Source organism: Bdellovibrio sp. ArHS (genome assembly GCF_000786105.1).
GTDB lineage: Bacteria > Bdellovibrionota > Bdellovibrionia > Bdellovibrionales > Bdellovibrionaceae > Bdellovibrio.
Map to the genome: position 1 here is coordinate 137132 of NZ_JTEV01000003.1, position 20078 is coordinate 157209.

At 47.4% G+C, this 20078-nt stretch carries 23 protein-coding genes; 13 read left to right on the forward strand and 10 right to left on the reverse strand.

Annotated elements, in window-relative coordinates:
- Window positions 1-22: 22 nt before the first annotated feature.
- Window positions 23-868, forward strand: coding sequence for an NAD(P)H-hydrate dehydratase (locus OM95_RS01505; RefSeq protein ID WP_041869505.1), 846 nt, complete (start codon window positions 23-25; stop codon window positions 866-868).
- A gap of 90 nt (window positions 869-958) precedes the next feature.
- Entirely contained in the window at window positions 959-1909 is a 951-nt protein-coding gene (locus tag OM95_RS01510; RefSeq protein WP_041869507.1) for a hypothetical protein, read from the forward strand.
- Between the two features lie 415 nt (window positions 1910-2324).
- Here the strand turns inward: OM95_RS01510 and OM95_RS01515 are convergent, their stop codons facing one another.
- Window positions 2325-2921, reverse strand: a complete 597-nt coding sequence (locus tag OM95_RS01515; protein WP_291515425.1) for a CoA pyrophosphatase — start codon at window positions 2919-2921, stop codon at window positions 2325-2327.
- A 161-nt stretch (window positions 2922-3082) separates the two neighbouring features.
- Between OM95_RS01515 and OM95_RS01520 the strand changes: the two genes are divergently transcribed.
- Both OM95_RS01520 and OM95_RS01525 read left to right on the forward strand, forming a co-directional pair.
- Window positions 3083-3343 (forward strand): PepSY domain-containing protein, encoded by a 261-nt coding sequence (locus OM95_RS01520; RefSeq protein ID WP_291515426.1) that lies wholly within the window; start codon window positions 3083-3085, stop codon window positions 3341-3343.
- A gap of 23 nt (window positions 3344-3366) precedes the next feature.
- On the forward strand, window positions 3367-3891 hold the full coding sequence (locus OM95_RS01525; protein WP_041869516.1) for a cytochrome b/b6 domain-containing protein: 525 nt from the start codon (window positions 3367-3369) through the stop codon (window positions 3889-3891).
- Here OM95_RS01525 and OM95_RS01530 read toward each other — a convergent pair.
- From OM95_RS01530 to OM95_RS01540, 3 genes are all read right to left on the reverse strand, one after another.
- Window positions 3888-4313 (reverse strand): hypothetical protein, encoded by a 426-nt coding sequence (locus tag OM95_RS01530; protein WP_041869519.1) that lies wholly within the window; start codon window positions 4311-4313, stop codon window positions 3888-3890. The genes OM95_RS01525 and OM95_RS01530 overlap by 4 nt on opposite strands.
- Window positions 4314-4388: 75 nt before the next feature.
- On the reverse strand, window positions 4389-5006 hold the full coding sequence (locus OM95_RS01535; RefSeq protein ID WP_041869522.1) for a hemolysin III family protein: 618 nt from the start codon (window positions 5004-5006) through the stop codon (window positions 4389-4391).
- 115 nt (window positions 5007-5121) lie between these two features.
- Entirely contained in the window at window positions 5122-6324 is a 1203-nt protein-coding gene (locus OM95_RS01540; RefSeq protein ID WP_041869830.1) for a tetracycline resistance MFS efflux pump, read from the reverse strand.
- 119 nt (window positions 6325-6443) lie between these two features.
- On the opposite strand from OM95_RS01540, the gene OM95_RS01545 reads away from it, so the two are divergent.
- Complete coding sequence (locus tag OM95_RS01545) at window positions 6444-6683, forward strand: hypothetical protein (protein WP_041869523.1); 240 nt, start codon at window positions 6444-6446, stop codon at window positions 6681-6683.
- Between the two features lie 51 nt (window positions 6684-6734).
- Here the strand turns inward: OM95_RS01545 and OM95_RS01550 are convergent, their stop codons facing one another.
- Complete coding sequence (locus OM95_RS01550) at window positions 6735-7082, reverse strand: RNA-binding protein (protein WP_041869525.1); 348 nt, start codon at window positions 7080-7082, stop codon at window positions 6735-6737.
- A gap of 204 nt (window positions 7083-7286) precedes the next feature.
- Window positions 7287-7823 (reverse strand): TetR/AcrR family transcriptional regulator, encoded by a 537-nt coding sequence (locus OM95_RS01555; protein ID WP_041869528.1) that lies wholly within the window; start codon window positions 7821-7823, stop codon window positions 7287-7289.
- A 164-nt stretch (window positions 7824-7987) separates the two neighbouring features.
- Here OM95_RS01555 and OM95_RS16980 point away from each other — a divergent pair, with 164 nt between their 5' ends.
- The 5 genes from OM95_RS16980 to OM95_RS01580 all read left to right on the forward strand — a co-directional run bounded on the left by OM95_RS16980 (window position 7988) and on the right by OM95_RS01580 (window position 11570).
- Entirely contained in the window at window positions 7988-8542 is a 555-nt protein-coding gene (locus OM95_RS16980; protein WP_291515427.1) for a HutD family protein, read from the forward strand.
- 72 nt (window positions 8543-8614) lie between these two features.
- Window positions 8615-9892 (forward strand): aminotransferase class I/II-fold pyridoxal phosphate-dependent enzyme, encoded by a 1278-nt coding sequence (locus OM95_RS01565; RefSeq protein ID WP_041869530.1) that lies wholly within the window; start codon window positions 8615-8617, stop codon window positions 9890-9892.
- A gap of 133 nt (window positions 9893-10025) precedes the next feature.
- Window positions 10026-10775, forward strand: coding sequence for a 3D domain-containing protein (locus tag OM95_RS16985; RefSeq protein ID WP_291515428.1), 750 nt, complete (start codon window positions 10026-10028; stop codon window positions 10773-10775).
- Window positions 10775-11200, forward strand: a complete 426-nt coding sequence (locus tag OM95_RS01575) for a hypothetical protein (protein WP_041869532.1) — start codon at window positions 10775-10777, stop codon at window positions 11198-11200. The genes OM95_RS16985 and OM95_RS01575 overlap by 1 nt, the downstream gene beginning before the upstream one ends.
- A 91-nt stretch (window positions 11201-11291) precedes the next feature.
- The gene (locus OM95_RS01580; protein ID WP_041869535.1) at window positions 11292-11570 is read left to right on the forward strand and encodes a PilZ domain-containing protein; all 279 of its coding nucleotides are present in this window, start codon (window positions 11292-11294) and stop codon (window positions 11568-11570) included.
- Here OM95_RS01580 and OM95_RS01585 read toward each other — a convergent pair.
- The 4 genes from OM95_RS01585 to ileS form a co-directional block, all read right to left on the reverse strand.
- Window positions 11567-12661, reverse strand: a complete 1095-nt coding sequence (locus OM95_RS01585) for a DUF2914 domain-containing protein (protein WP_041869538.1) — start codon at window positions 12659-12661, stop codon at window positions 11567-11569. The genes OM95_RS01580 and OM95_RS01585 overlap by 4 nt on opposite strands.
- A gap of 9 nt (window positions 12662-12670) precedes the next feature.
- Window positions 12671-13684, reverse strand: a complete 1014-nt coding sequence (locus tag OM95_RS01590; RefSeq protein ID WP_291515429.1) for a hypothetical protein — start codon at window positions 13682-13684, stop codon at window positions 12671-12673.
- A gap of 190 nt (window positions 13685-13874) precedes the next feature.
- The gene (tsaA, locus tag OM95_RS01595) at window positions 13875-14612 is read right to left on the reverse strand and encodes a tRNA (N6-threonylcarbamoyladenosine(37)-N6)-methyltransferase TrmO (RefSeq protein ID WP_041869544.1); all 738 of its coding nucleotides are present in this window, start codon (window positions 14610-14612) and stop codon (window positions 13875-13877) included.
- Window positions 14612-17788, reverse strand: a complete 3177-nt coding sequence (gene ileS, locus OM95_RS01600; RefSeq protein WP_041869546.1) for an isoleucine--tRNA ligase — start codon at window positions 17786-17788, stop codon at window positions 14612-14614. The genes tsaA and ileS overlap by 1 nt, the downstream gene beginning before the upstream one ends.
- A 350-nt stretch (window positions 17789-18138) precedes the next feature.
- On the opposite strand from ileS, the gene OM95_RS01605 reads away from it, so the two are divergent.
- The 3 genes from OM95_RS01605 to OM95_RS01615 all read left to right on the forward strand — a co-directional run bounded on the left by OM95_RS01605 (window position 18139) and on the right by OM95_RS01615 (window position 20063).
- The gene (locus tag OM95_RS01605; RefSeq protein WP_041869549.1) at window positions 18139-18789 is read left to right on the forward strand and encodes a hypothetical protein; all 651 of its coding nucleotides are present in this window, start codon (window positions 18139-18141) and stop codon (window positions 18787-18789) included.
- On the forward strand, window positions 18789-19610 hold the full coding sequence (locus OM95_RS01610) for a TIGR02147 family protein (RefSeq protein WP_041869552.1): 822 nt from the start codon (window positions 18789-18791) through the stop codon (window positions 19608-19610). The genes OM95_RS01605 and OM95_RS01610 overlap by 1 nt, the downstream gene beginning before the upstream one ends.
- A 123-nt stretch (window positions 19611-19733) precedes the next feature.
- A complete protein-coding gene (locus OM95_RS01615) occupies window positions 19734-20063 on the forward strand; it encodes a KH domain-containing protein (RefSeq protein WP_041869553.1) in 330 nt (109 codons plus the stop codon).
- The last annotated feature ends 15 nt before the right edge of the window (window positions 20064-20078 follow it).

Here is a 20078-nt window from a genome sequence, read left to right on the forward strand (position 1 = left end):
AGCTGGTTATACACTGATCCTGATGAAAAAATCTACTGCGCGGGCATATATTCTTAAGAAACACGGAGCTCAGAAACTTTTACCAAAGATCTCAACTTCTGATAACAAGGCCACTCGCGGGCGCAGTCTGATCTTGGCAGGAAGTGCCGACTATCCTGGCGCCGGTGTTCTGGCCGCCAAGGCCGCTTTACGCGCAGGCAGCGGTTACGTCATCTTGGCGCAAAAAAATATCGCGGTGTCATCTTTGGAAAATCCCGATTTTCTTTTGTGCGATCTTAATAAAAAATCCTGGGACCAATTGAGCTTCGATGCGATTTTGGTCGGTCCGGGATTTGGGGTGAATGCTTTTACCGCTCAAGTAATTCAAGAGCTAAAAAGAAAGAAATATGAAAAAGTTATTCTGGATGCAGACGCCCTGACTGTATGTGCGAATGAAAATCTGTTTCCCTTGCCAGCCTCCTGGATTGTCACACCTCATGTGGGTGAACTGGCACGCTGCCTGAAGATCAGTGCGGAGGCGATCAATGCAGATCGCTCTGCGGCCGTTAAAAAAGCCCAACAGCTTTTTCAATGTGTCGTCATCTTAAAGGGAGATCATACTTTGATTGCGAACGCCCGCCGAATTTACACCAATAAAACTGGCAATGCGGCTTTAGCCAAAGCCGGTACGGGGGATGTTCTTGCGGGGATCTTAACGGCCTTGCGCGCTCAGGGTCTGACCGCCACCCAGGCGGCCGTGCTCGGTGTTTATATTCACGGCGCGACAGCCAATCTTTGGGCTTCGCGCAAAAAAGACCTACTTTCTATGATGGCCTCGGATGTAATCGAATATATCCCATCTGTGTTCAGGATTCTTCGGGGTAAATGAAAAAAGTTCTCAGTGCCGCTGCTGACACAAGCTTGTCTTTCCTTTTTGCGGTCTCCTAGGTACAAACGGCCGCAAACAGGGGAGATTTTCATGAATCGAGGGCTTTTGCTCGCCACTCTTGTGACTTGGTCTTTCGCGGCCCAGGCACAAACGTCAACAACGACACTTTCGACAACATCAGCAACTTCAACTTCGGAAGTCGTGACTCAAGGGTCCACGCTGAAAATGGACAGTGTTCTGAAAAATAAAAAATTCGAAGATGATAAAGACATCACGGATTCACGTTTGAAAGCGGATTCGGGATCTCTTTCCAGATATTCCCTGAAGTTTGCTTTGTCTTATTACGGTCCCCCGATCGGTGATCTTTCTAACAAAAAACAACCCAATCCAGATGGCTCCATCGGTAATAATGATACGTCTTTAGGCGGATCTATCAGTGGTCGTTACCGTCTTGATAGTAAGAGTGCCATCAGCATGGGGACCGGAGTCAGTGCTTTAACTCCGTTCCATGGCTCTGAACGCACGGACATCAAAACACCTTTTGTCAGTTATGACCGCAACACGCGCCTGGGCAATGTACAAATGAGAAACTCTTATGGTGTGTCTGTGACGACGGTTCAAGAGTATCTTGATGTCGGACAATACGCGACTTTGAGTTACGACAACTCGCTTGTCTATAACATCGGTGCTTCAGGATTTGCGGTGGGTATGGATGCGAGCTTGAGCTACTTCCTGTACAATCGTGACTATGAAAAGAAAGACCGCACTGCCGGCCGCTACTATCTAGGTTGGTATCCGCAAGTGAAGTACAATGTTACGGATAAGTTCAATATGTACACGTCTGTAGCCGTTGGCTTTACCAACCCCCGCGCTCGCGAAGATCAATTTGCGATGTTGAACAGAACAACAAGTCAGCGCCTTGGTGCTGGGTATGCCTTTACTCGAGACATCTATCTTTCGACTTTCTTAAACTTCTATCCGAAGGATCTAAGAACCGAATCCACAACAGTCAGCTTTTCGACGGTCTTTTCGATTCTGTAGCGATCTGCTTTTTTTCAAGACATCGCACCAAAAGGAACCCCCAGGGGTTCCCTTTTTTGTGCAATTTCTGCGGCCATTCCTTGTATCAAAAATAAAAAATCGAAAATAGGCTGGCGATTTTCTAAACACTGCCCGAAGTTTAAACATGATTTCTTGTTTCAATCCAAGAATCGCCGGGTTTTTTAAAAAAATTTAAAAAACACCCTCAACTCTACAAAGGTCCAGCCGATAAGCTTACTACCTTGAATGAAAGGAGCCTTGAATGGCGAAATCCAAAGTAGTACGTCACGAATATATTCTTAGTCAGGAGATTCGTGAATTGTCTCTACACAGGGAGACAGGTCCACCTTGAAAGGTTAATGAAAGGTGAAATTGGTGAAACCAGAATCGACAAGGGATTCTGGTTTTTTTATTTCTAGTTGTGCGGACCTAAGCTGCGCAAGCGATTCAAAAGGTCGATCACCATCATGTAGGTCAGCCCCCAGAGGGGAGGGTCTCGATCCAAATAAACCGCGGGTAAATGATGATCCAATCCATTTTCACGTCTGGTCTTATAGTGGGTTTGTCTTTGCGGATTCTGAATTTCTTTAACGGGTATCCAGAAAAAGTCGGCCACTTCCGAAGCATCCAAAGTCAGCGCAAAGTCCCGATTCGTATAAAAGACGAAAGGACGAATGTAGAAATCCAGCATGGTGCCGGATTTTCGCGCTTGAACGTCATCAAGGCGCCCTAATAGTTCGTTTGCATTCAGGTCGACACCCACTTCTTCTTTGGTTTCACGCAAAGCCGCATCTAAATCTGTTTTGTCATAAGTTTCGCGAATGCCGCCGGGGAAGGCGATATGTCCTGCCCAGCGATCTTCGGGATGAAAAGCCCTTTGGATAAAGGCAATTTCTAACTGCTCATAAGAAGGGCCGCGTAAAATCGCCGCAACGCATGCGTGTCGAGTTAATTTGGACTCAAGATCCACGGGAGTCTGAGTTTGGAAAAGGGAGTAGAGTATGTCTTTCAAAGTTATAGTCCTTCTCTTAGATCAGCATATCACGAGACGAATCAGAATCTTCCATTTTCATCTTGTTTTCAGGGCGGACGAGGAGGACTCTAGACTCTGGACAAGGCCTTGATGTTTTGATGAAACAAAAGGTCTAATTACTAAACATTAGGAGGATTCAAATGAAAGCTCTATTAGCAATGGTCGTATTGTTGGCGGGTTCCATTTCTTTTGCCGCACCGGAGTGCACAAAAGAAGCAAAAGACAAATGGATGCCAGAAGCCAAAATGAAAGAAATGATTTTGTCTCAGGGCTACAAAATTAAAGTTTTTAAAGTTGCGGGTAACTGCTACGAAATCTACGGTTGGGATAAAGCGGGTGCGAAAGTTGAAATCTATTTCAACCCGGTTGATGGTTCTATCGTTAAAGAAAACAAAAAGTAGTTCGCTCTAAGAAAGGACCAGAAATGAACAGCGGCGAAAAAAGAGTCTATGTTTGGGATCTTTTTGTGCGAGTTTTTCATTGGACTCTGGTCCTTTGTATTTTCTTGAATTACTTCATCACTGAAGAAGGGGACACAGTGCATGAAGTGATTGGCTATGTTGCCGCCGGCTTTGTCACAGCCCGCATTATTTGGGGATTTATTGGTAGTCCACACGTAAGGTTTAAAAATTGGCTTGTTGGACCCGTTGCGGTTTTTCATTACCTTCGCGACTACAAAAATAGAAAAGCCTATTTGAGTCACAATCCCATAGCCGGATGGGTGATGTTGTTTCTGATGTCTTGTGTGATCGGCCTGGGGATTACTGGATTCATGATGGGAACTGATGCTTATTTTGGCGAAGAGTGGGTCGAGCAGCTGCATGAAATTATCGCCAACGTCATGATGGCCGGAGTGGCGATGCATGTCGCTGGCGTTCTTTTAGCCAGCTACCACGAGAAGCAGAATCTCGTGGCCAGCATGGTGCATGGTTATAAAAAACAGGATTAACGGCAGTCGCGACGAGATACGGTCTCTGAAGTTTCATTGCAGCTAACAATGCGGCAGTTGTTGTAGCGATATTGACATTGATAGATAGCATCTCGTTCTGAGCTATAGCGATCAGGACCGCGACCTTGCATCGTCATACGGTAGCCGCGATAATCCGTTCCTTCGGCCGTGCAGGTGTAAAAGCTGGATTTACAAGTTTCAACACAGTTGCCGTGCTTGGCCAAACACTCACGACAATTCCCGTGGCCACCCCAATGTTCTTCCCAACCATTATCCGTGGCTGAACAGGTGATATTGGGACGGGTTGGCTCGTAAGGGCCAGGACGTCCTGGGCGATTCGGTTTTACCCAGTCAAAGATGCCTGCGGCAAATGCGTTGGCAGTAAAAAGCGTGATCATTAAAACGGTGGTTAGTGTTTTCATTTATTCCCTCCAAAGGTTTACAAAGAGGGATCTATTTCAAAGAAAGTGCCAAGATTTTCGGAGTCAAACTGACACTTAAATTAGATAAAAAAGAATGCAGAAATATTGACAAGCACTTCCAGCAAGAACAAAGAGATGCCAAATGCCATGGAAGTGCTTCACCTTTTCATCGAAAAGAAAAAAGACAATGCCTCCTGTGTACAGCAAGCCTCCCAAGGTCAACCACACCATCGCTGATGTTGATAGAGCCGCCGTCAAAGGTTCGAGTGCGACGACGATCAGCCAACCCATCACGACATAAATAATCATCGATGGCGTTCGAGTTCGATGAGCGAGCGTGAGTTCGTAAAGAATGCCTAGAGCGGCCAGCGTCCAATTGATGCCAAAGAGCCACCAGCCCCAAGGGCCTCGCAATGTGATAAGTGTGAAGGGAGTGTATGTTCCCGCAATCAACAAGTAGATGGCGATATGATCCAGCTTCTGAAGAACTTTTTTCGTGCGGCCTTGCATGCTGTGGTAAAGCGTCGAGATCGTATAAAGAAAAACCAACATGCCGCCATACACACTTGTGCCAACGATTTTCCACACGTCACCATGAATGCTTGCCAAGGTGACAAGCACAGAAGTGCCCGCCACTGATAAGGCGGCACCTACAAGGTGTGTGATACTGTTGAAACGTTCGCCGTGATAGATACGAACCCCCAGTAAATCCAGCGTATCACAGTTTTCTAAGAAAGTCGGAATTACAAAAAATTACGACGAAAAAAAAGTAAAATGGAAGCTCATTAAGAATTGAGCTTCCATCATTTTAAGTCGGTTGTTTGTCCTTAAGAAGCACGATCCACGCAACCAAACACACCGCGGCCGCGAAAAAGTACGGGGCGCCAGGAATATAGATTCCTGTTTTATCGGCCGTAAAGATTGAAAAAAGTTTTGTGGTTACAAGAGGATTGATGATCGCGGCAAGACTGGTCAAACTAACCAATGTGCCTTGCAGCTCGCCTTGCTCCTGTGGGGGTGTATTATGGGTCACCAAGGATTGCAGGGCTGGGCCGCAGACCCAGAAAACAGACGAGGCAATCAAAATTGCATACATCATCCAGCCTTGCGTCGCGATTCCATAAAAGAGACAGGCCACACCAAAACCCACTGTTCCCCAGACGACGGTGCGGCGCTCTCCTATTTTAGGAATAAGCAGGCGAGTCAGCCAGCCTTGCGAAATGGCGGAAAGAACTCCCACCAGCGCCAATGACAATCCGACCTCAGAGGTGGTCCAGCCAAAGCGCGTTTCCGTGTACAAGGTCCAAATGGACGGATGTGTTTGACCGGCCAGTTGAAAGCAAAAGTAGACAATCAACAGGGCCAACAAATGTTTGGCTTGAAAGATTTTGGAAAGCGAACTGAGAGGATTGGTTTTTTGCAGCACCAGCTTACGTCGCATTTCTTGGGGTAAGGATTCTGGCAAAATGAAAAGACCGAAGAGGAAGTTCAGAAGATTCATTCCCGCCGCGACCAAGAAGGGATAATGCGCCCCATAGTGGCCCAAGAGTCCGCCGATTGCCGGGCCGATAATAAAACCCAAACCAAATGCCGCACCGATCATGCCGAAGTTGGCAGAGCGATTAGAGTCATCACTGACGTCCGCGATATAGGCCATGGCCACGGTGATATTGGCGCCGGTCAGTCCGGCCAGGACGCGCCCGACAAATAAAATTTCAAGGGTCGGAGCATACGCCATTAAAATATAGTCAATACCCGCGACAAATAGTGAAACCAGAAGAACAGAGCGACGACCGAAGCGATCGGACAGAGCCCCCAAAAGAGGCGACGCCACAAACTGCATCAGAGCATAAAGAGAGATAAAGTAACCGAAATACTCAGAGACTGAAGTTTCACTGGAAACGAAGCGTCTCATAATATCGGGAAGAGAGGGGATCACTAGCCCCACGCCGATCATGTCCAAAGTCACGGTAATAAAAATAAAGAGGAGGCCTGCTTTCGATTTCGTCATGAAAATGAGGCTACGAAAGGGCTCATCTTTTGTCAGCACAAGATTTTTATAGGCCTTTTAAATTATTTAACCGACGGGCTAGAGGGGTGAGTCTTATAGGTAAGAACGGGAGGGCAAGGATGCGCTTCTTAATAGCTTTGATAACTTTAACCGGATCGATCTCTTTTGCAGAAGTTAAAAACTTTAACGGTTTGGTGGCTGAGACCACTCAACAAGAAAAGAGGATTCATCGAAAGCTTTTACAATCTATTCAGAATGTCCAGGTGTCTATCGCTTATAACGATAGAATAGAAAAGATTCAATCAGCCCGCGAGCCGACGGAAGAGACAATTCGGGTTCGGTTGGTGTCAGCGGAATAAAAAAAGGGGATCTTGCGATCCCCTTTTTGCTTTTCTTAATTTAAAGAAAAATTAGTAACGAGAACGACCACCGCGATCGCCGCCGCCGAAGCCGCCGCCGCGAGAGTTACCGCGACCGCCACCGAAACCGCCACCACGATTTTCACGAGGAGCCATTGGTTTAGCTTCGCTTACGTTCATGTTACGGCCACCTTGTTCAGAACCGTTCAATTTTTCGATTGCTGTTTGAGCGTCTTCGTCAGAAGCCATTTCAACAAAACCGAAACCTTTGCTGCGACCTGTTTCGCGATCAGTGATGATGCGAGCAGATTCAACTGTTCCGAATTGCGCGAAGATGTCGCCCAATGATTGATCATCTAGTGAATAAGAAAGATTTCCGACGTACAATTTTTTGCCCATTATTTCCTCCGTAGGATGGGGGACTCTTAAGGGAATGAGCACCATGCTTTTCACACTAAAGAAGACCGATAATTGCTGAAACTGTTTGTAGCCTGACCCGCATTAAAATGAAAGAGGAAAGAGGAACAAAATAAAAAATGATGGGAAAATCGAAAATATTGCGCCTCAGATCCTCTATATTCGATCCTAGACTTTGGGCAGGTCCTATGCGGCCTTATTTTCAAGGTTCTTGAGGTAGGTTTTTAGGTTCAAAAGGGCCCTATCCAGGCTGCCCCCACCCAGGACATACAGGTCCAACCCCAGGGCATAGATAAATACATCCTCCGCGAACTTCTTCATGCGGGAGGGGAGAAGTTCGCGGAGGGAGTCGATGATCTGTTCATTTTCACGCGCCTGAGGCGCCTTGCGGGGATTCTGCAAAGTGGAAATCAAACTCAAGCGACGATCGTCCTTATTTGAGTTTTGCAAAGAGGAATGCCACGCCTGACACACTAAAGCTTTCCAGTTTTTTAGGGGAGGGGCGCTGGAAAGATCTTTGTGCAACCGTGGTTCGAGTCGCCTTTTACATTCATTAATCAAATTTTCTTTTGTGCCGAAGTGATGGACCAGCATGCGAGTTGTGGTGTGAAGTTGGCGGGCCACTTCGTTCAGTGATAAGTCCCAGGCGCCGTGTTTGCGAAACACCTTCAGAGTTGCCTTGAGAATTTCTTCGCGTCTTGCGAAATCCTTCGGTCTTGCCATGAATCTCCATTCATGTACTAATTAGTTCATAAATTAAAATTCTGAGCAAGTGAAAAATTGCAAAAATTTTAAGAATTGAAATCTGACAGTTTAACGGATTGCTGCATGCGCGCTTCTTGCGAGAAATTCAGTGACGTGTTGGAGTTGGGAAAAGGACTGAAGCCATGAAAATGTTAAGAAAAGCGGACTATAAAATCATGCCTTGGAAAAACGGGATGGGAGAAACTTCTCAGATTGATATTTATCCTGAGTCAGCAAATTTTCCCGACGGAGATTTTTTGTGGCGTCTGAGTTCCGCCAAGGTCGCGGCTTCGGCGCCGTTCTCGAAGTTCGAAAATTGTGACCGTTTGTTGGCGGTCTGGAAGGGGAAAGGCCTGAAGTTGAATGAACACGCATTGCCTCCTTTGACGCCGTATAAGTTTTCCGGTGATTCCGAAATGCAGGGTGTTCTGCAAGATGGCGAGGTGCTGGATTTGGGGATTGTCTATCGTCGCGGCAAGGTTTCGGTCGATATGACCTCGCAGGAATTCACGAAAGAGGTGACGGCGATCACCTTGGAGTCGGGGATTCACTATTTCTTCTGCGCTTCTGGCAGTATGGCGGTGGGCCAAAATCTTTTGGAGGAAGGTGATACTGTGCGGGTGGATGGCGCACAGACGGTGAAGCTTTCGGGGAAGGTGGGCACTCCGTATTTTCATATTGTGGTAAGGCCACACTGATGCGGTCGCTCTGCACTTCCCAATCTTCAGATCATGTGCTCTAGTACACGTCCATAAAGCAAGTGAGGACTTATGAAAAAGCCCAGCAAAAAGACCACGTCTCCGCGAACCCAAGCGATTCACGGTGAATTTCAATCCAGTTCGTGGGAATTTTCTCACCATTTGATTCCGCCGATGACGGCATCGACGACTTTCCGCTTGGAATCTCTTTCGCGCGGAGCCGAGGGATTCAGTACCTTTGGTGCGCAAACGGAATCTGGGAAACCCATCTGGATCTATGATCGTTTGGAAGAGCCAACCACGAAGATGCTGGAAGACCAACTGGCGCTTTTGGAAAAAGGGGAATGCGCGGTTACATTCGGAAGCGGCATGGGCGCGATTGCTTCGACCTTCATGTCTTTACTGAAAAGTGGTGAGCGCATTGTTGCCCATAAAACCTTATACGGGTGTACCTACAGTCTCATCACGAATTGGTTGCCGCGATTGGGGATTGAAAACTCTTTGTTGGATATCAATGATTCAGGCGCTTTGACAAAATTGTTGGCGGATAAAAAAACGCGGGTCGTCTATTTTGAAACCGTGTCCAATCCTATTCTGGAAATTGCGGACCTGGAAAGAATCGTCGGTCTGGTGAAGGCCGCGAACAAGAAAAGAAATAAGGACGAGCAGATTTACACCGTTGTCGACAACACCTTCGCAACCCCCTGGGCGTTGCGTCCTTTAGAGTGGGGTATTGATTTCGTTATTCAAAGTTTGACGAAGAATATTTCCGGCTTCGGTACGGAAATGGGCGGCGCTGTGATTGCTCCCAAATCCTTTGAAAGTATGTTGCGGGTAGCGCGCAAAGATTTCGGTGCGATCATTCATCCCTATTCCGCGTGGCATATTCTGGTTTACGGCATCTCGACTCAAGCCATTCGTTTTGAACAGCAACAGGCCACGGCAATGAAGATTGCCCAATTTCTAGAGAAGCATCCCAAAGTGGCTAGCGTGACCTATCCGGGACTTAAAAGCCATCCGCAGTATAAGCTGGCCAAAAAATATCTGAAATCACCGGAGGCGCAATTCGCACCGGGAACGATGATTTCCTTTCAACTGAAAGGTGATATGAAAAAGTGCCAGAAGTTCGTGGATGATATCGCGAAGAACTCTTATGCCATCACGCTGGCCGTGAGCCTGGGCCTGACGAAGACATTGATTGAAGTTCCCGGCTTTATGACCCATTCGGCTATTCCGAATGAAAAACGTGGGGAAAGCGGTATTGATCCCCGCTCTATTCGTTTAAGCATTGGTTTAGAGAACGCGCAGGATATTATTAACGATCTGACCGAGGCGCTTAAAAGGATTTAAACGAAATGGCGTCTCACTTTAAGAAGTGTCATTCTGAGAAAGTGTTGAAGCTGACAGACAGTGTCCAAGTCTCTGACGATCAAGTGCCATAAAGTGTTCCTGAGTTGGTCTCACTCTTGCTCTTAGTGTTTGTATGAAAAAACAGAGCGGGTTTGAAAATAAAAAAAGAAGTGGTCTAAAAACGACGGCGCAGATTTTTGCTTTAGGCGCCGTAATCATCGCTGCCAACGCCAGCAATGCGCAGTTGTGTGCACGTAATATCGCGACAACGACGACCTACTTCGTTCCGCACATCAAAGACTATTGTTCAACGCCAACTCCTTGCGCGGCTTTTAAAAAAGAAGTGCGCATGCAGGGCTCGGGAACTTTGTCAGGTGGACGTATCCTGACTTATACGGGTAAGATCGTAAAAATGGATAATTGTGACACAGCCATTGGCGCCAGCGGCAAATGTTTGATTCCATTTATTTCCGTTGCAGCAGACCCACGCCACTATAGCATGGGCGACATCATTCAAATGCCTTCACTGAAAGGGAAAATTATCACCCTTCCCAACGGTAAAACCATGCGACACCCCGGTTATTTCATTGTTCACGATACCGGCGGGGCCATTCGCGGTTCGAACCGTTTCGATATTTTCACAGGTGGCTTTGAAATGAATAATGACCACAACGCCTTTGGAACTTTAGGCAGTCCGGATATGCAAATGGTTGATGCCCGCGACTGTGCCAGTCGAAAGCAGTTCGAGGTTGTTCGCCGAAGTGCGCCTAATTACGAAAATGCGCTCGTTGCCATTGAAGATGCCGTCAGCGAGGCTGTCGAACAAAGCAAAGTGATGTATGCTTCCGTTGAACCCACCGCAGTCCGTGCAGGAATACAATAATGCGTAAATCTGTTTTCATTCTAATTGTCATAGCTAGTGTGATGTCTTTGGGAATAGCCGAGGCGAAAGAGAAGGACGCTGATATTGATATGTCAGCGGCGCCTTTTTGGATGTCTTCTTTTGAGGAATTTCGTGATCTGCGCGAAGAGCAGAAGAAGTTCTATCTTGAAAAGCTTGTTCAGGAATTTAAAAAGCTTTCAGGTCTTGAAAAAGTGACTCTGCATGAGTTGAAAGAAGCGGCGGATTGGACGCCTTCCTGGAATACGTTGCGCCGCAAACTCTATGTGGCTTGTCAGGATAAAGAGATGGAAAAAACTTGTGAAGAGATTGCGGATGTACGTATTGCCGCTCTTGAGATGGGTTCACCTCGTGCCCCTGTGTCAGATTTAGACACGAAGAAAGAAAACGGGCCTGCGGAGAAGTAATCGCGCTGCCAAATTACAAAGTCTTCATCCAAAACGGCGGATCTTTGCCTGTCTTTGCATTTGCAGATAGACTGACAGTGTTGGAGGTCTCATGAGCCGAGCCGTACGTTTTCAACCAGATCCATTAGATCATGCTCTTATCGACTACTTAGACGAAGATACTTTCGATCCGACGGCGGTGGGAATTATTTTGAACGAGTCCTTCACCGGATGTGCCTTGGTGGTAAAGGCAAGTCCCGATCTGGTTCAAAATCAGACTATCAAAGTGAAAGTGGGGCGCCTGGATCCGATGTCGGCACGCGTAGTGTGGATCGAGCCCTTGGACACAACCTTGATGAAAATCGGCATTGAGTTTTTAGAAAATCTTTAAAAGACTTCCTTAAAGAAAATTCGCTTTGGATTGTTTTCAGCGACTTTGGTGACGTTGAAATAAATCCGCCCGATCTCTCGGCCGTCGGTGGTTTCGACACTGACGCGCCATCGACCTTCTGAATAATTCTGTTTTGAGGAAAATCCTCGGTAGCCCGTTTTTCGACCTCCCGTAATGCTCATGGGAATTTTGTCCGTCGTTTGCCATCCGGCTTGAGGGTCCAGGAAATACCAGTGCAGAATCACGGAGTCGCTGAAACGAGCGGGTGAAAATATCTGTGCAAAGATGAAGACGGTATCACCGGGTTCAGCAACGAAATTTTGATCGCCGTGATGCCAGAACTTCCAGGACGGGGTCTCATAGGAAGCCACATACTGACCTTCGGCTTTTTCCACACGATGATAAACACCGATACTTTGAATGGATAAAGGCACCGGCGGAATCCAGCCCAGGAAATAAAAAACCAGAAACAAGGCGATGATGCTTCCGCTGGGAAGCAACAGGCGTTTTTGCAGATAGTCTTGGTTCGTGACTTGCGCTCTTAAGGAAACAAAAAAGCCGTACATAAAAAGTCCGGTCAGCGTAAGCGAAAGTAAAAAGGGTACGACCCCGACGAAGCCTAAAAGAACCGGGACCGTCATGGAAAAGAAGGAAAAAACACAGATAACAAAAAGGGCGACTTTCAGAGAAATATCCCCTTTACGAATGCGCTGCAGTTCATTGGCGACCATCACGGCTAACAACAGAACGATAAAGATCAGGGATGAAAATAAAGAGGCACTTTTGATAAAGAAGAGTGAGTAAACGCTTAAAAGACTTCCTAACAGGAAGTGAACCACCAGTTGACGATAATCCCAGATTTTCTCTAGGCGCTTTGGAACTTGCAGCAGATTTTGCGTCGCTAAAAAATCCCAGCGTAAAATAGCACCTAGAACCAGCAGATACACAATCTGCTGACTGATTCCAAAAAGGTTGTCGATCTCAGCCAAAGTGAAAAGATCAAAAAAGAAACCGCCCAGAAAGAAGGCGCTGTCGATTTTGACTTCGTGATCCTGATACAGCTTATAAAGACGCTCTTTGAATGCTGTCATGCTTACACCTTAACGTGAGAGGCTGCGAAGAACCATGTTTTCTTTTTCGCGCCGGCTAAGGCATTGTTCTGTTCCGACAGCGGATTCATCGACGATGTAGAAGGCGCTGGGAACTTTTCGCCAATGTCTTAAATCTGGCCCCAAGGTGTACTCGACAAGGTCGCCCGATGCCATGATGATGTGACCACCACCTTGCAAAGAAGCGCTACACAAATCTCCAGAGCGGATATAGCTGGCCAACGCGCAGCCTGATACGCCGACAGCCACTCCGGCGCTGACACCCAAGACTCCATAGGTGACGCCGAAGGGAATGCGTAAAAGACTTTTGGTGTACAGAATCGGATGATAGTCGGCTTCATAACGTCGCGCGATTTTGTCCGTCCAAGATGACGTCGGAATTAAAAGAGAGTTGGCGGTGGCACAGGCTTTGGGGAAACCGCTGGACACGGATATTTTATAAGGCCCTTTTTCCCGTTTCAAAAAATCGGCCTTCCAAATCAAGCCTGGCAGTGTGCCTGTGCCATAAACTTTCCAGGCACGATTTGGGGAGGTCGGGCCGCTGTCGATCTCGGATAAACGCTGTTGCGCGAATTTCACAATCGCGGCAGAAACTCGTTTGTCTTCACTCAGTCGTTTCCAGTAAGGCCGAGCCACTTGCGGATCAAAGCGTGTCCATAAAGTTGCATGAAGAGCGGTGATGACGGGATCATTGCCGTGATTATAAAGGTGCGCCTGTTCATCCACCATGCTTCGGCGCAGTTCCACCATCGCGGCTTCTTCGTCATTCAGATTCAGATAGCTCATGGCAATGAGCAGGCTGAGATAAGATCTTTCATAGGACTCTAAAATGTATTCTGTGAGAGTGCCTTCCGGCGTGGCCAGTTCCGCGATTTCAGTGGTGACGCTATAAAACTTATCGCGATGGTGAGAGCGAATGTAGGAACCAAGGACGATCACCTCGTTAAAACAAGCCATTTCGAACAAGGTGCTGATTCGATTGAGTTGAAGGTCAGATGGTTCCAAAGCCCCTTCTGAGAAACTTTGCTGGCAAGGGCCCGAGGTGAATTTCTTTGGTTTTGTTAAAGGCGGTTTGCTGGCGCAAGCGCTCAATACGAAAAACAATAAACAAAGCTTTTTCATGCCTCGGATAGTAACAGGTTTTTACCTAAAATGAGGCACAATGACGCAAATTTTTGTAAAAAGGGCGGCGCTGCTATTCTAAATTGTAAACCAGGAAGTGGCCGTCTTGAATTTCATATTTTACATCGTGTTCCAGAACATAGAAGCCGTAGCGTCGTCCCCAGGTTTCGCGATCAGAAACAGGGTTCTGACGTTTTTGAAATGCCGGGCGCGGATCTAGTTCCAAAATACTGACGATAAGACTGCGCAGATTTTTTTCTCCGTTGGGGTCTCGTTTTTCAATTTCCGCTTCAGCTTCACTGGTAAAGTGCACGGCAAAACGAGGAATCGGTTCTGAGGCCCATCCCGCATTGGCGTCGGGAATTGAATCTGCATAAGGAATATAGGGCTTGATATCCAGAACAGGAGTACCATCAATAAGATCCACGCTGCCAACGTGAATTTCAGGACCGCCTGCAGCCTCTAAATCAATTTTTTCGATGCTGACCGCTGACAGCCCAATTGGATTCGGACGGTGAGGCGAACGTGATGCCAAGACACCCACCTTGCGATTGCCTCCCAGTCGCGGAGGGCGAATGCTGGGCTTCCAATTTTTTCCACCATGTTCATGAAAAACAAAAACGATCCAAAGATGACTGAATTCATCTAGACTTTTGAGTGCGGTTTTTAAATCGGGATCAGGAAGAAGTTTGATGACCCCTTTGGCTTCCGCAGCCAGGCCCGGCTGACGAGGAACTCCGAACTTGTCTTTGAACGGAGTCCTGACGTGACCAATAGCTGCGAATTCGAAAGCCTCGCCGTGTTTTTTCATTACGAACGAGGCAGGGCCGTGACGCCGATTTTGATCACTTCGCCGTCGATGTCTGAAGTTTCAGTGTGCACGCCTTTCGGCTCGGCACTTAAATCCAAAACATTCAAATTCTTCGTCAAAGTTTCAGAAACGATCATTTCTTTGTGAGCGTGCAAAGCTTCAAGAAGCGGTCCCGCACAAGCGATATCCAAAGTGATTTTATCATCCATCTGGAAGTCCGCAGTTTTACGAGCCACTTGGATCTTACGCATGATCTCGCGAGCCAGGCCTTCACGTTCCTGCTCTGGAGTCACTGTCGGATCCACTTCGATCGAAACAACCTGATGAACCGAAAGATTCGCGTTGTCGCCTTTAGGCGCGCGACGAATTTCAACATCAGAAAGCTGAATCGCTTCGCCTTCCACCGTGATCGTTTCACCATTTTCCAGCTTCAATAAATCCTGCAATTGCAGTTTTTGAATGGCGGCGCCCACCGCTTTCATCTTAGGTCCCAGGCGTTTTCCCAGAACCGGGAAGTTGGCCTTCGCGGTGATCTGAACGAACTGATCTTCATTGGCATCGTAGTTTACTTTGCGGAAGTTCAATTCATCGATGAAATAAGGCTCAAAGCGTTTCAAGGTTTCCAAAACTTTTGCGCTTCTGTGGATGATGCGGATTTCGCGCAAAGGAATTTTCGCTTTCACCTGGATTTTTTCGCGGTGATTGCGTCCCAATGTCACTAGCACGTCCATCGCTTTTACGGCCTCTTCCAGCTCGGGACGAAGCAAAGAAAGATCCGCCTCAGGGAAGCTTTCCAAGTGGACGGACTCTTTTTTATTCGGAAGTACTTGTGCCAAGTTTTTGTAAGTCGTTTCAGACATGAATGGAGCAAACGGCGCCATCAAACGAGCCAGGGTCACAAGAACTTCGTGCAAAGTTTCGTAAGCGAAACGCTTTTCTTCGGGCATTCCGTCTTGCCAGAAATGGCTGCGGTTAAAGCGGATGTACGTGTTCGTCAAATCTTCAATGAACTGAAGAAGGTGAGGCACCACATTGTACAAGCGATAAGCGTCCATTTCTTTATGGGTGTTTGCAATCAAGCCATTCAAGCGGGAAAGAACCCACTGGTCCAGGATGTTCGGCGATTTTTTCGCATCACCTTTCGGCACGAAGCCATCAATGTTCGCGTAGTTTGCGAAGAAGGAATAAGAATTCCACCATCGCAGAAGGATCTTACGAACCACATCGTAAACACCTTTTTCAGAGAACTTCAGCTCTTGCGCTTTCACGACCGGAGAATCAATCAGATACAGGCGAAGGGCATCCGCGCCGTGCTGATTCAGGACCTCCATCGGATCTGGATAGTTACGAAGACTCTTGGACATCTTGCGCCCGTCTTCAGCCAACACCAGTCCATTCACCACCACGTTTTGGAAAGGGGCCTGATTGAACAAGGCTGTGCCGATCACAGACAGGGTATAGAACCAACCGCGAGTTTGATCCAAACCTTCGGCGATGAATTGCGCCGGGAAGGCTTTTTTGAATTCTTCGACGTTGGCATTCGGGAAGCCCCATTGCGCGTACGGCATCGAACCGGATTCAAACCAGCAATCCAAAACTCCATCCACACGCTTTAAAGGTGATTTACCCGTGGGTGAAGGAATTTCGATTTCGTCGACGAACTCGATATGCAGATCGCTGACTTTTTTTCCAGAGAGTCTTTCAAGCTCTTCACGTGAACCAACACAGATCACTTCACCTTCTTTGTTTCGCCAAAGAGGCAATGGTGTTCCCCAGAAACGGTTGCGCGAAATTGCCCAGTCGCGGGCATTTTCAAGCCAGTTTCCGAAACGACCGTCACGAAGGTGATCCGGAACCCACGAGGTGTTTTTGTTGTTCGCAACCAGGTTCTCTTTGATTTTTTCGACGGCCACAAACCACGAAGACACCGCCCGATAGATCAGCGGAGTGTCAGAGCGGTAGCAGTAAGGGTAGCTATGTTGAATCGTGTCTTGCTTGAAAAGATTTCCGCGTTTTTTCAAATCCGCGATGATATCCTTGTCGGCTTCTTTCACGCGTTTTCCGGCATAGTCGGGAACTTCGTTCGTGAACATACCGTCGTCATCCACGGGATTCACCAGAGGGATGCCCGCTTTAGAACAAGCATAGTAGTCCTCTTCACCAAAGGCCGGAGCCATGTGAACTACACCGGTACCACTGTCAGTCGTGACATGGTCCGAAGAGATAATACGGAAAGCCCCTTTGTCCGCGCGATCGCCGAAGAATGGGAACAACGGTTCATAGGTCAGGTCAACCAGGTCTTTGCCCTTCATCATGTGCAGCACTTCGACTTCCTCGTCCGGCTTTTTGAAGACGGAAGGAAGAAGAGCTTGCGCCAGAATTAATTTACGACCCGAAGACTTCTCTTGAACTTTGACATAGTCGATATCCAGACCCACGGCCAATGCTAAGTTGGAAGGCAATGTCCAGGGTGTCGTCGTCCAGGCTAAAACGGCTGTATCTGGTTGATTGATAAGTTTGAACATCACCGTAATCGCCGGGTCTTGAACCATTTTATAATTCTGATTGGCTTCAAAGTTTGAAAGCGAAGTCGAAATACCCACAGAGTACGGAACGACTTTGTAGCCTTCGTAGATCAGACCTTTTTCGAAAAGCTGTTGGAAGACCCACCAGACGCTCTCCATGAAGGACACATCCATCGTGAAGTAAGGATTTTCCATATCCACCCAACGACCTACGCGGCGAACAGTGGTCTTCCACTCTTCAGAATATCTTTTCACAATACCGCGGCAGGCGTTGTTATAGTTAGCCACACCCATTTTAAAAACGTCTTTACGACTTTCAATTTTGTGAGCTTTGTTGATTTCATACTCAACAGGCAGACCGTGGCAATCCCAGCCAAAACGGCGCGGCACTGTGTAACCCTTCATCGTCCAGTAACGAGGAACGACGTCTTTCAAAACACCGGCAAGCAAGTGACCATAGTGAGGCAGGCCCGTCGCAAAAGGAGGACCATCATAAAAGCTGTAAGTCTTCTTTCCCTTAGGATCTAAAGACTTCGCGAAAATCTTTTCCTGATCCCAGAAATCTAAAATGGATTCTTCCTGTTTAGAAAGGTTCACATCGGGTTTTACGGAATTATAGGGGGCTGTACGGGTCGTATTGGCATTTGTCATAGGTCCTCAATATCTATCAGGTTTCACTGTTAGATGCATCTTTTTCAGGCCCTCTTTCGAGCCTAAAACCAAAGGCTTAATGCGGCGCATTCCACATCAGGGCCTCTTTGCTGAAACAATTCGGCGCAAGAAAAGCTGCAAATGAAACTTTCAGCCCCTGAAGGCGGGCCAATTTTGCCAAGCGAATCCTACTTAAGTAAGTCCAGCAAAGCCGCTCTGGCAGCCCATTTCAGGGATCTTCCTGACGCAGTGTTGTTGGGTGCTCATAGAATCTAACTCGACAAGGGCGCTTTTTCTTTACTTTTTAAAACTGATGGAAAGTAATGCATTTACGCAAACGGGAGGGGACCGTGGAACGTGGGATTCTGGCAATTCTTTTGATTCTTGGGGCTGCAGAAGTTTCTTTGGCGCGCTCAACGGAAGTCGGTAATGGTGGGGATGCGGTTGTCTGTTACAAACATATTAAGCCGTATGTTCAACTTTTCGATCTTTATGAAGGACGGGTGCTTCGTCGCCACGAAGTTTCTTATGAGTTTTCCAAACAGGCTGATCGGGCCGAGGCGATTTTTGCGAAGCTTGAGCAGCTTTCGGCACTGCGAGCGCAAGCTTACCGACGGGCATATGCTGAATTTTCCAAACAGGCTAACTTTCTTTTAGGCGTGCATCTTCCCGATGTGAAAGACAGCAATGAAGTGGTGCTGCCCAAGGGTTGCGAGATCGAACAAATGATCATCCAGTTGAAACCGCAGTTTCCCGGCGACTTCAAGTACATCGTCGATATGACTCTATGGCAGCGCCTGGACGAGGTGAATCGTTTTGCCGCCATTTTACATGAGGTGATTTACAGCGAAGCTTTGCGGTATGGTGCGAAGGACTCACGCGGTGTTCGCTATCTTAATGCCTTGATCAATTCGAAACAATTTATGTCTCTTTCTGAAGAGGAGTTTTGTACGAGCCTTGCTGCGGCGGGACTGCCCTGCAACTATCAGGAGGAACAGTAATGTCTGAGGTTGCCGAACGTACGGACTACAGAGATTTGATTCTGCGCGAGTTTCGTCGTCGCTGTGAAACGGACGTCAGATATTCTTTGCGCTCTTTTTCAAAAGAGTTACAACTTCCTGCGACTCGCCTGTCAGATATTTTGAATCGACGTTCCGGACTGTCTTTGGGTTATGCAAGAAAGATCGCGCCAATGCTCAACTTGACAGATCGCGAGTCGGATTTATTCCTGACTCTGGTCGAGTCCGAGCACGGTCGATCCTATGCCGTGAAAAGAATGGCGCGTGCCAAGCTAAAAAAGATCAAAGAAGGGCCGGACCGAGTTCTTGCCGAGGACGAGTTTGCCGTTATTTCGAACTGGTGGCACTTCGCGGTTTTCAATTTAGTTTGCGCCCACGAACGTTCGGAGCCAGAGTTTTATGCTCGTTTGTTAGCTATTGAAGCGTCTCAGGTGTCGGAATCTTTTGAGCTTCTGATTCGTCTGAAGATGATCGAAAATCAGAATGGTCGTTTGCTTCCCTTGGGTAAATTTGTGGCGACAACCACGGATAAAATCTCGGAAGGTATTCGCATGTATCATCGACAGATGTTGGCAAAGGCCACGCAGGCGATAGAAGTCGTGCCGGTCGACGAGCGCGACTATTCGTCACTGAATTTTATGTTGGCAGCGGCCGACATTCAGGAAATCAAAGAAACCTTAAAAAACTTCCGTCGCAACTTGAACGCCCAGTTCAGCGCGAATCGCGCGGGGCGATTGTACGCCTTGAATTGCCAGCTCTTTCCTTTGGAAAAAGCCCACATCGAATCCGCTCCACCGAAATAATTTTTTGTGAGTCCTGCTTAAATATGTCGATTGAGTTTTGGCGAAAAGAAGCAGGACCCTTCTTATCAAGCTCCTGTTTTGTCGCGACAATTTGAAGAGCGATGAATTTGACAAGAGGAGCTTATGAAAGTGATCAAAAGAAGTGTAGTTCTGGATTTTCCCGAAAGCGAAGATTCTAAGGTGGAGCGGGAGCGTGTCCGGCAGTTTCTATTAGAGGCTTTGCAGCTGGTTGTGGGAAACACAACTCAGATGGATATCAATATTGAACTGGGTGAGCGCACAACGGTTTACCGCGTGGCCTGTCCCCAAGAAGTCATTGGGCGGCTGATGGGTAAAAAGGGCCGCAACATCGAAGCTCTGCGGGCCTTGCTAACACCTATTTGTTACAACTACGGATTTCGCGCGGTTATTGAAATTCCGTTTTATCCGCAGAATCCTGCGAGCGCTGAATAAGTTTTTCTTAAAAAG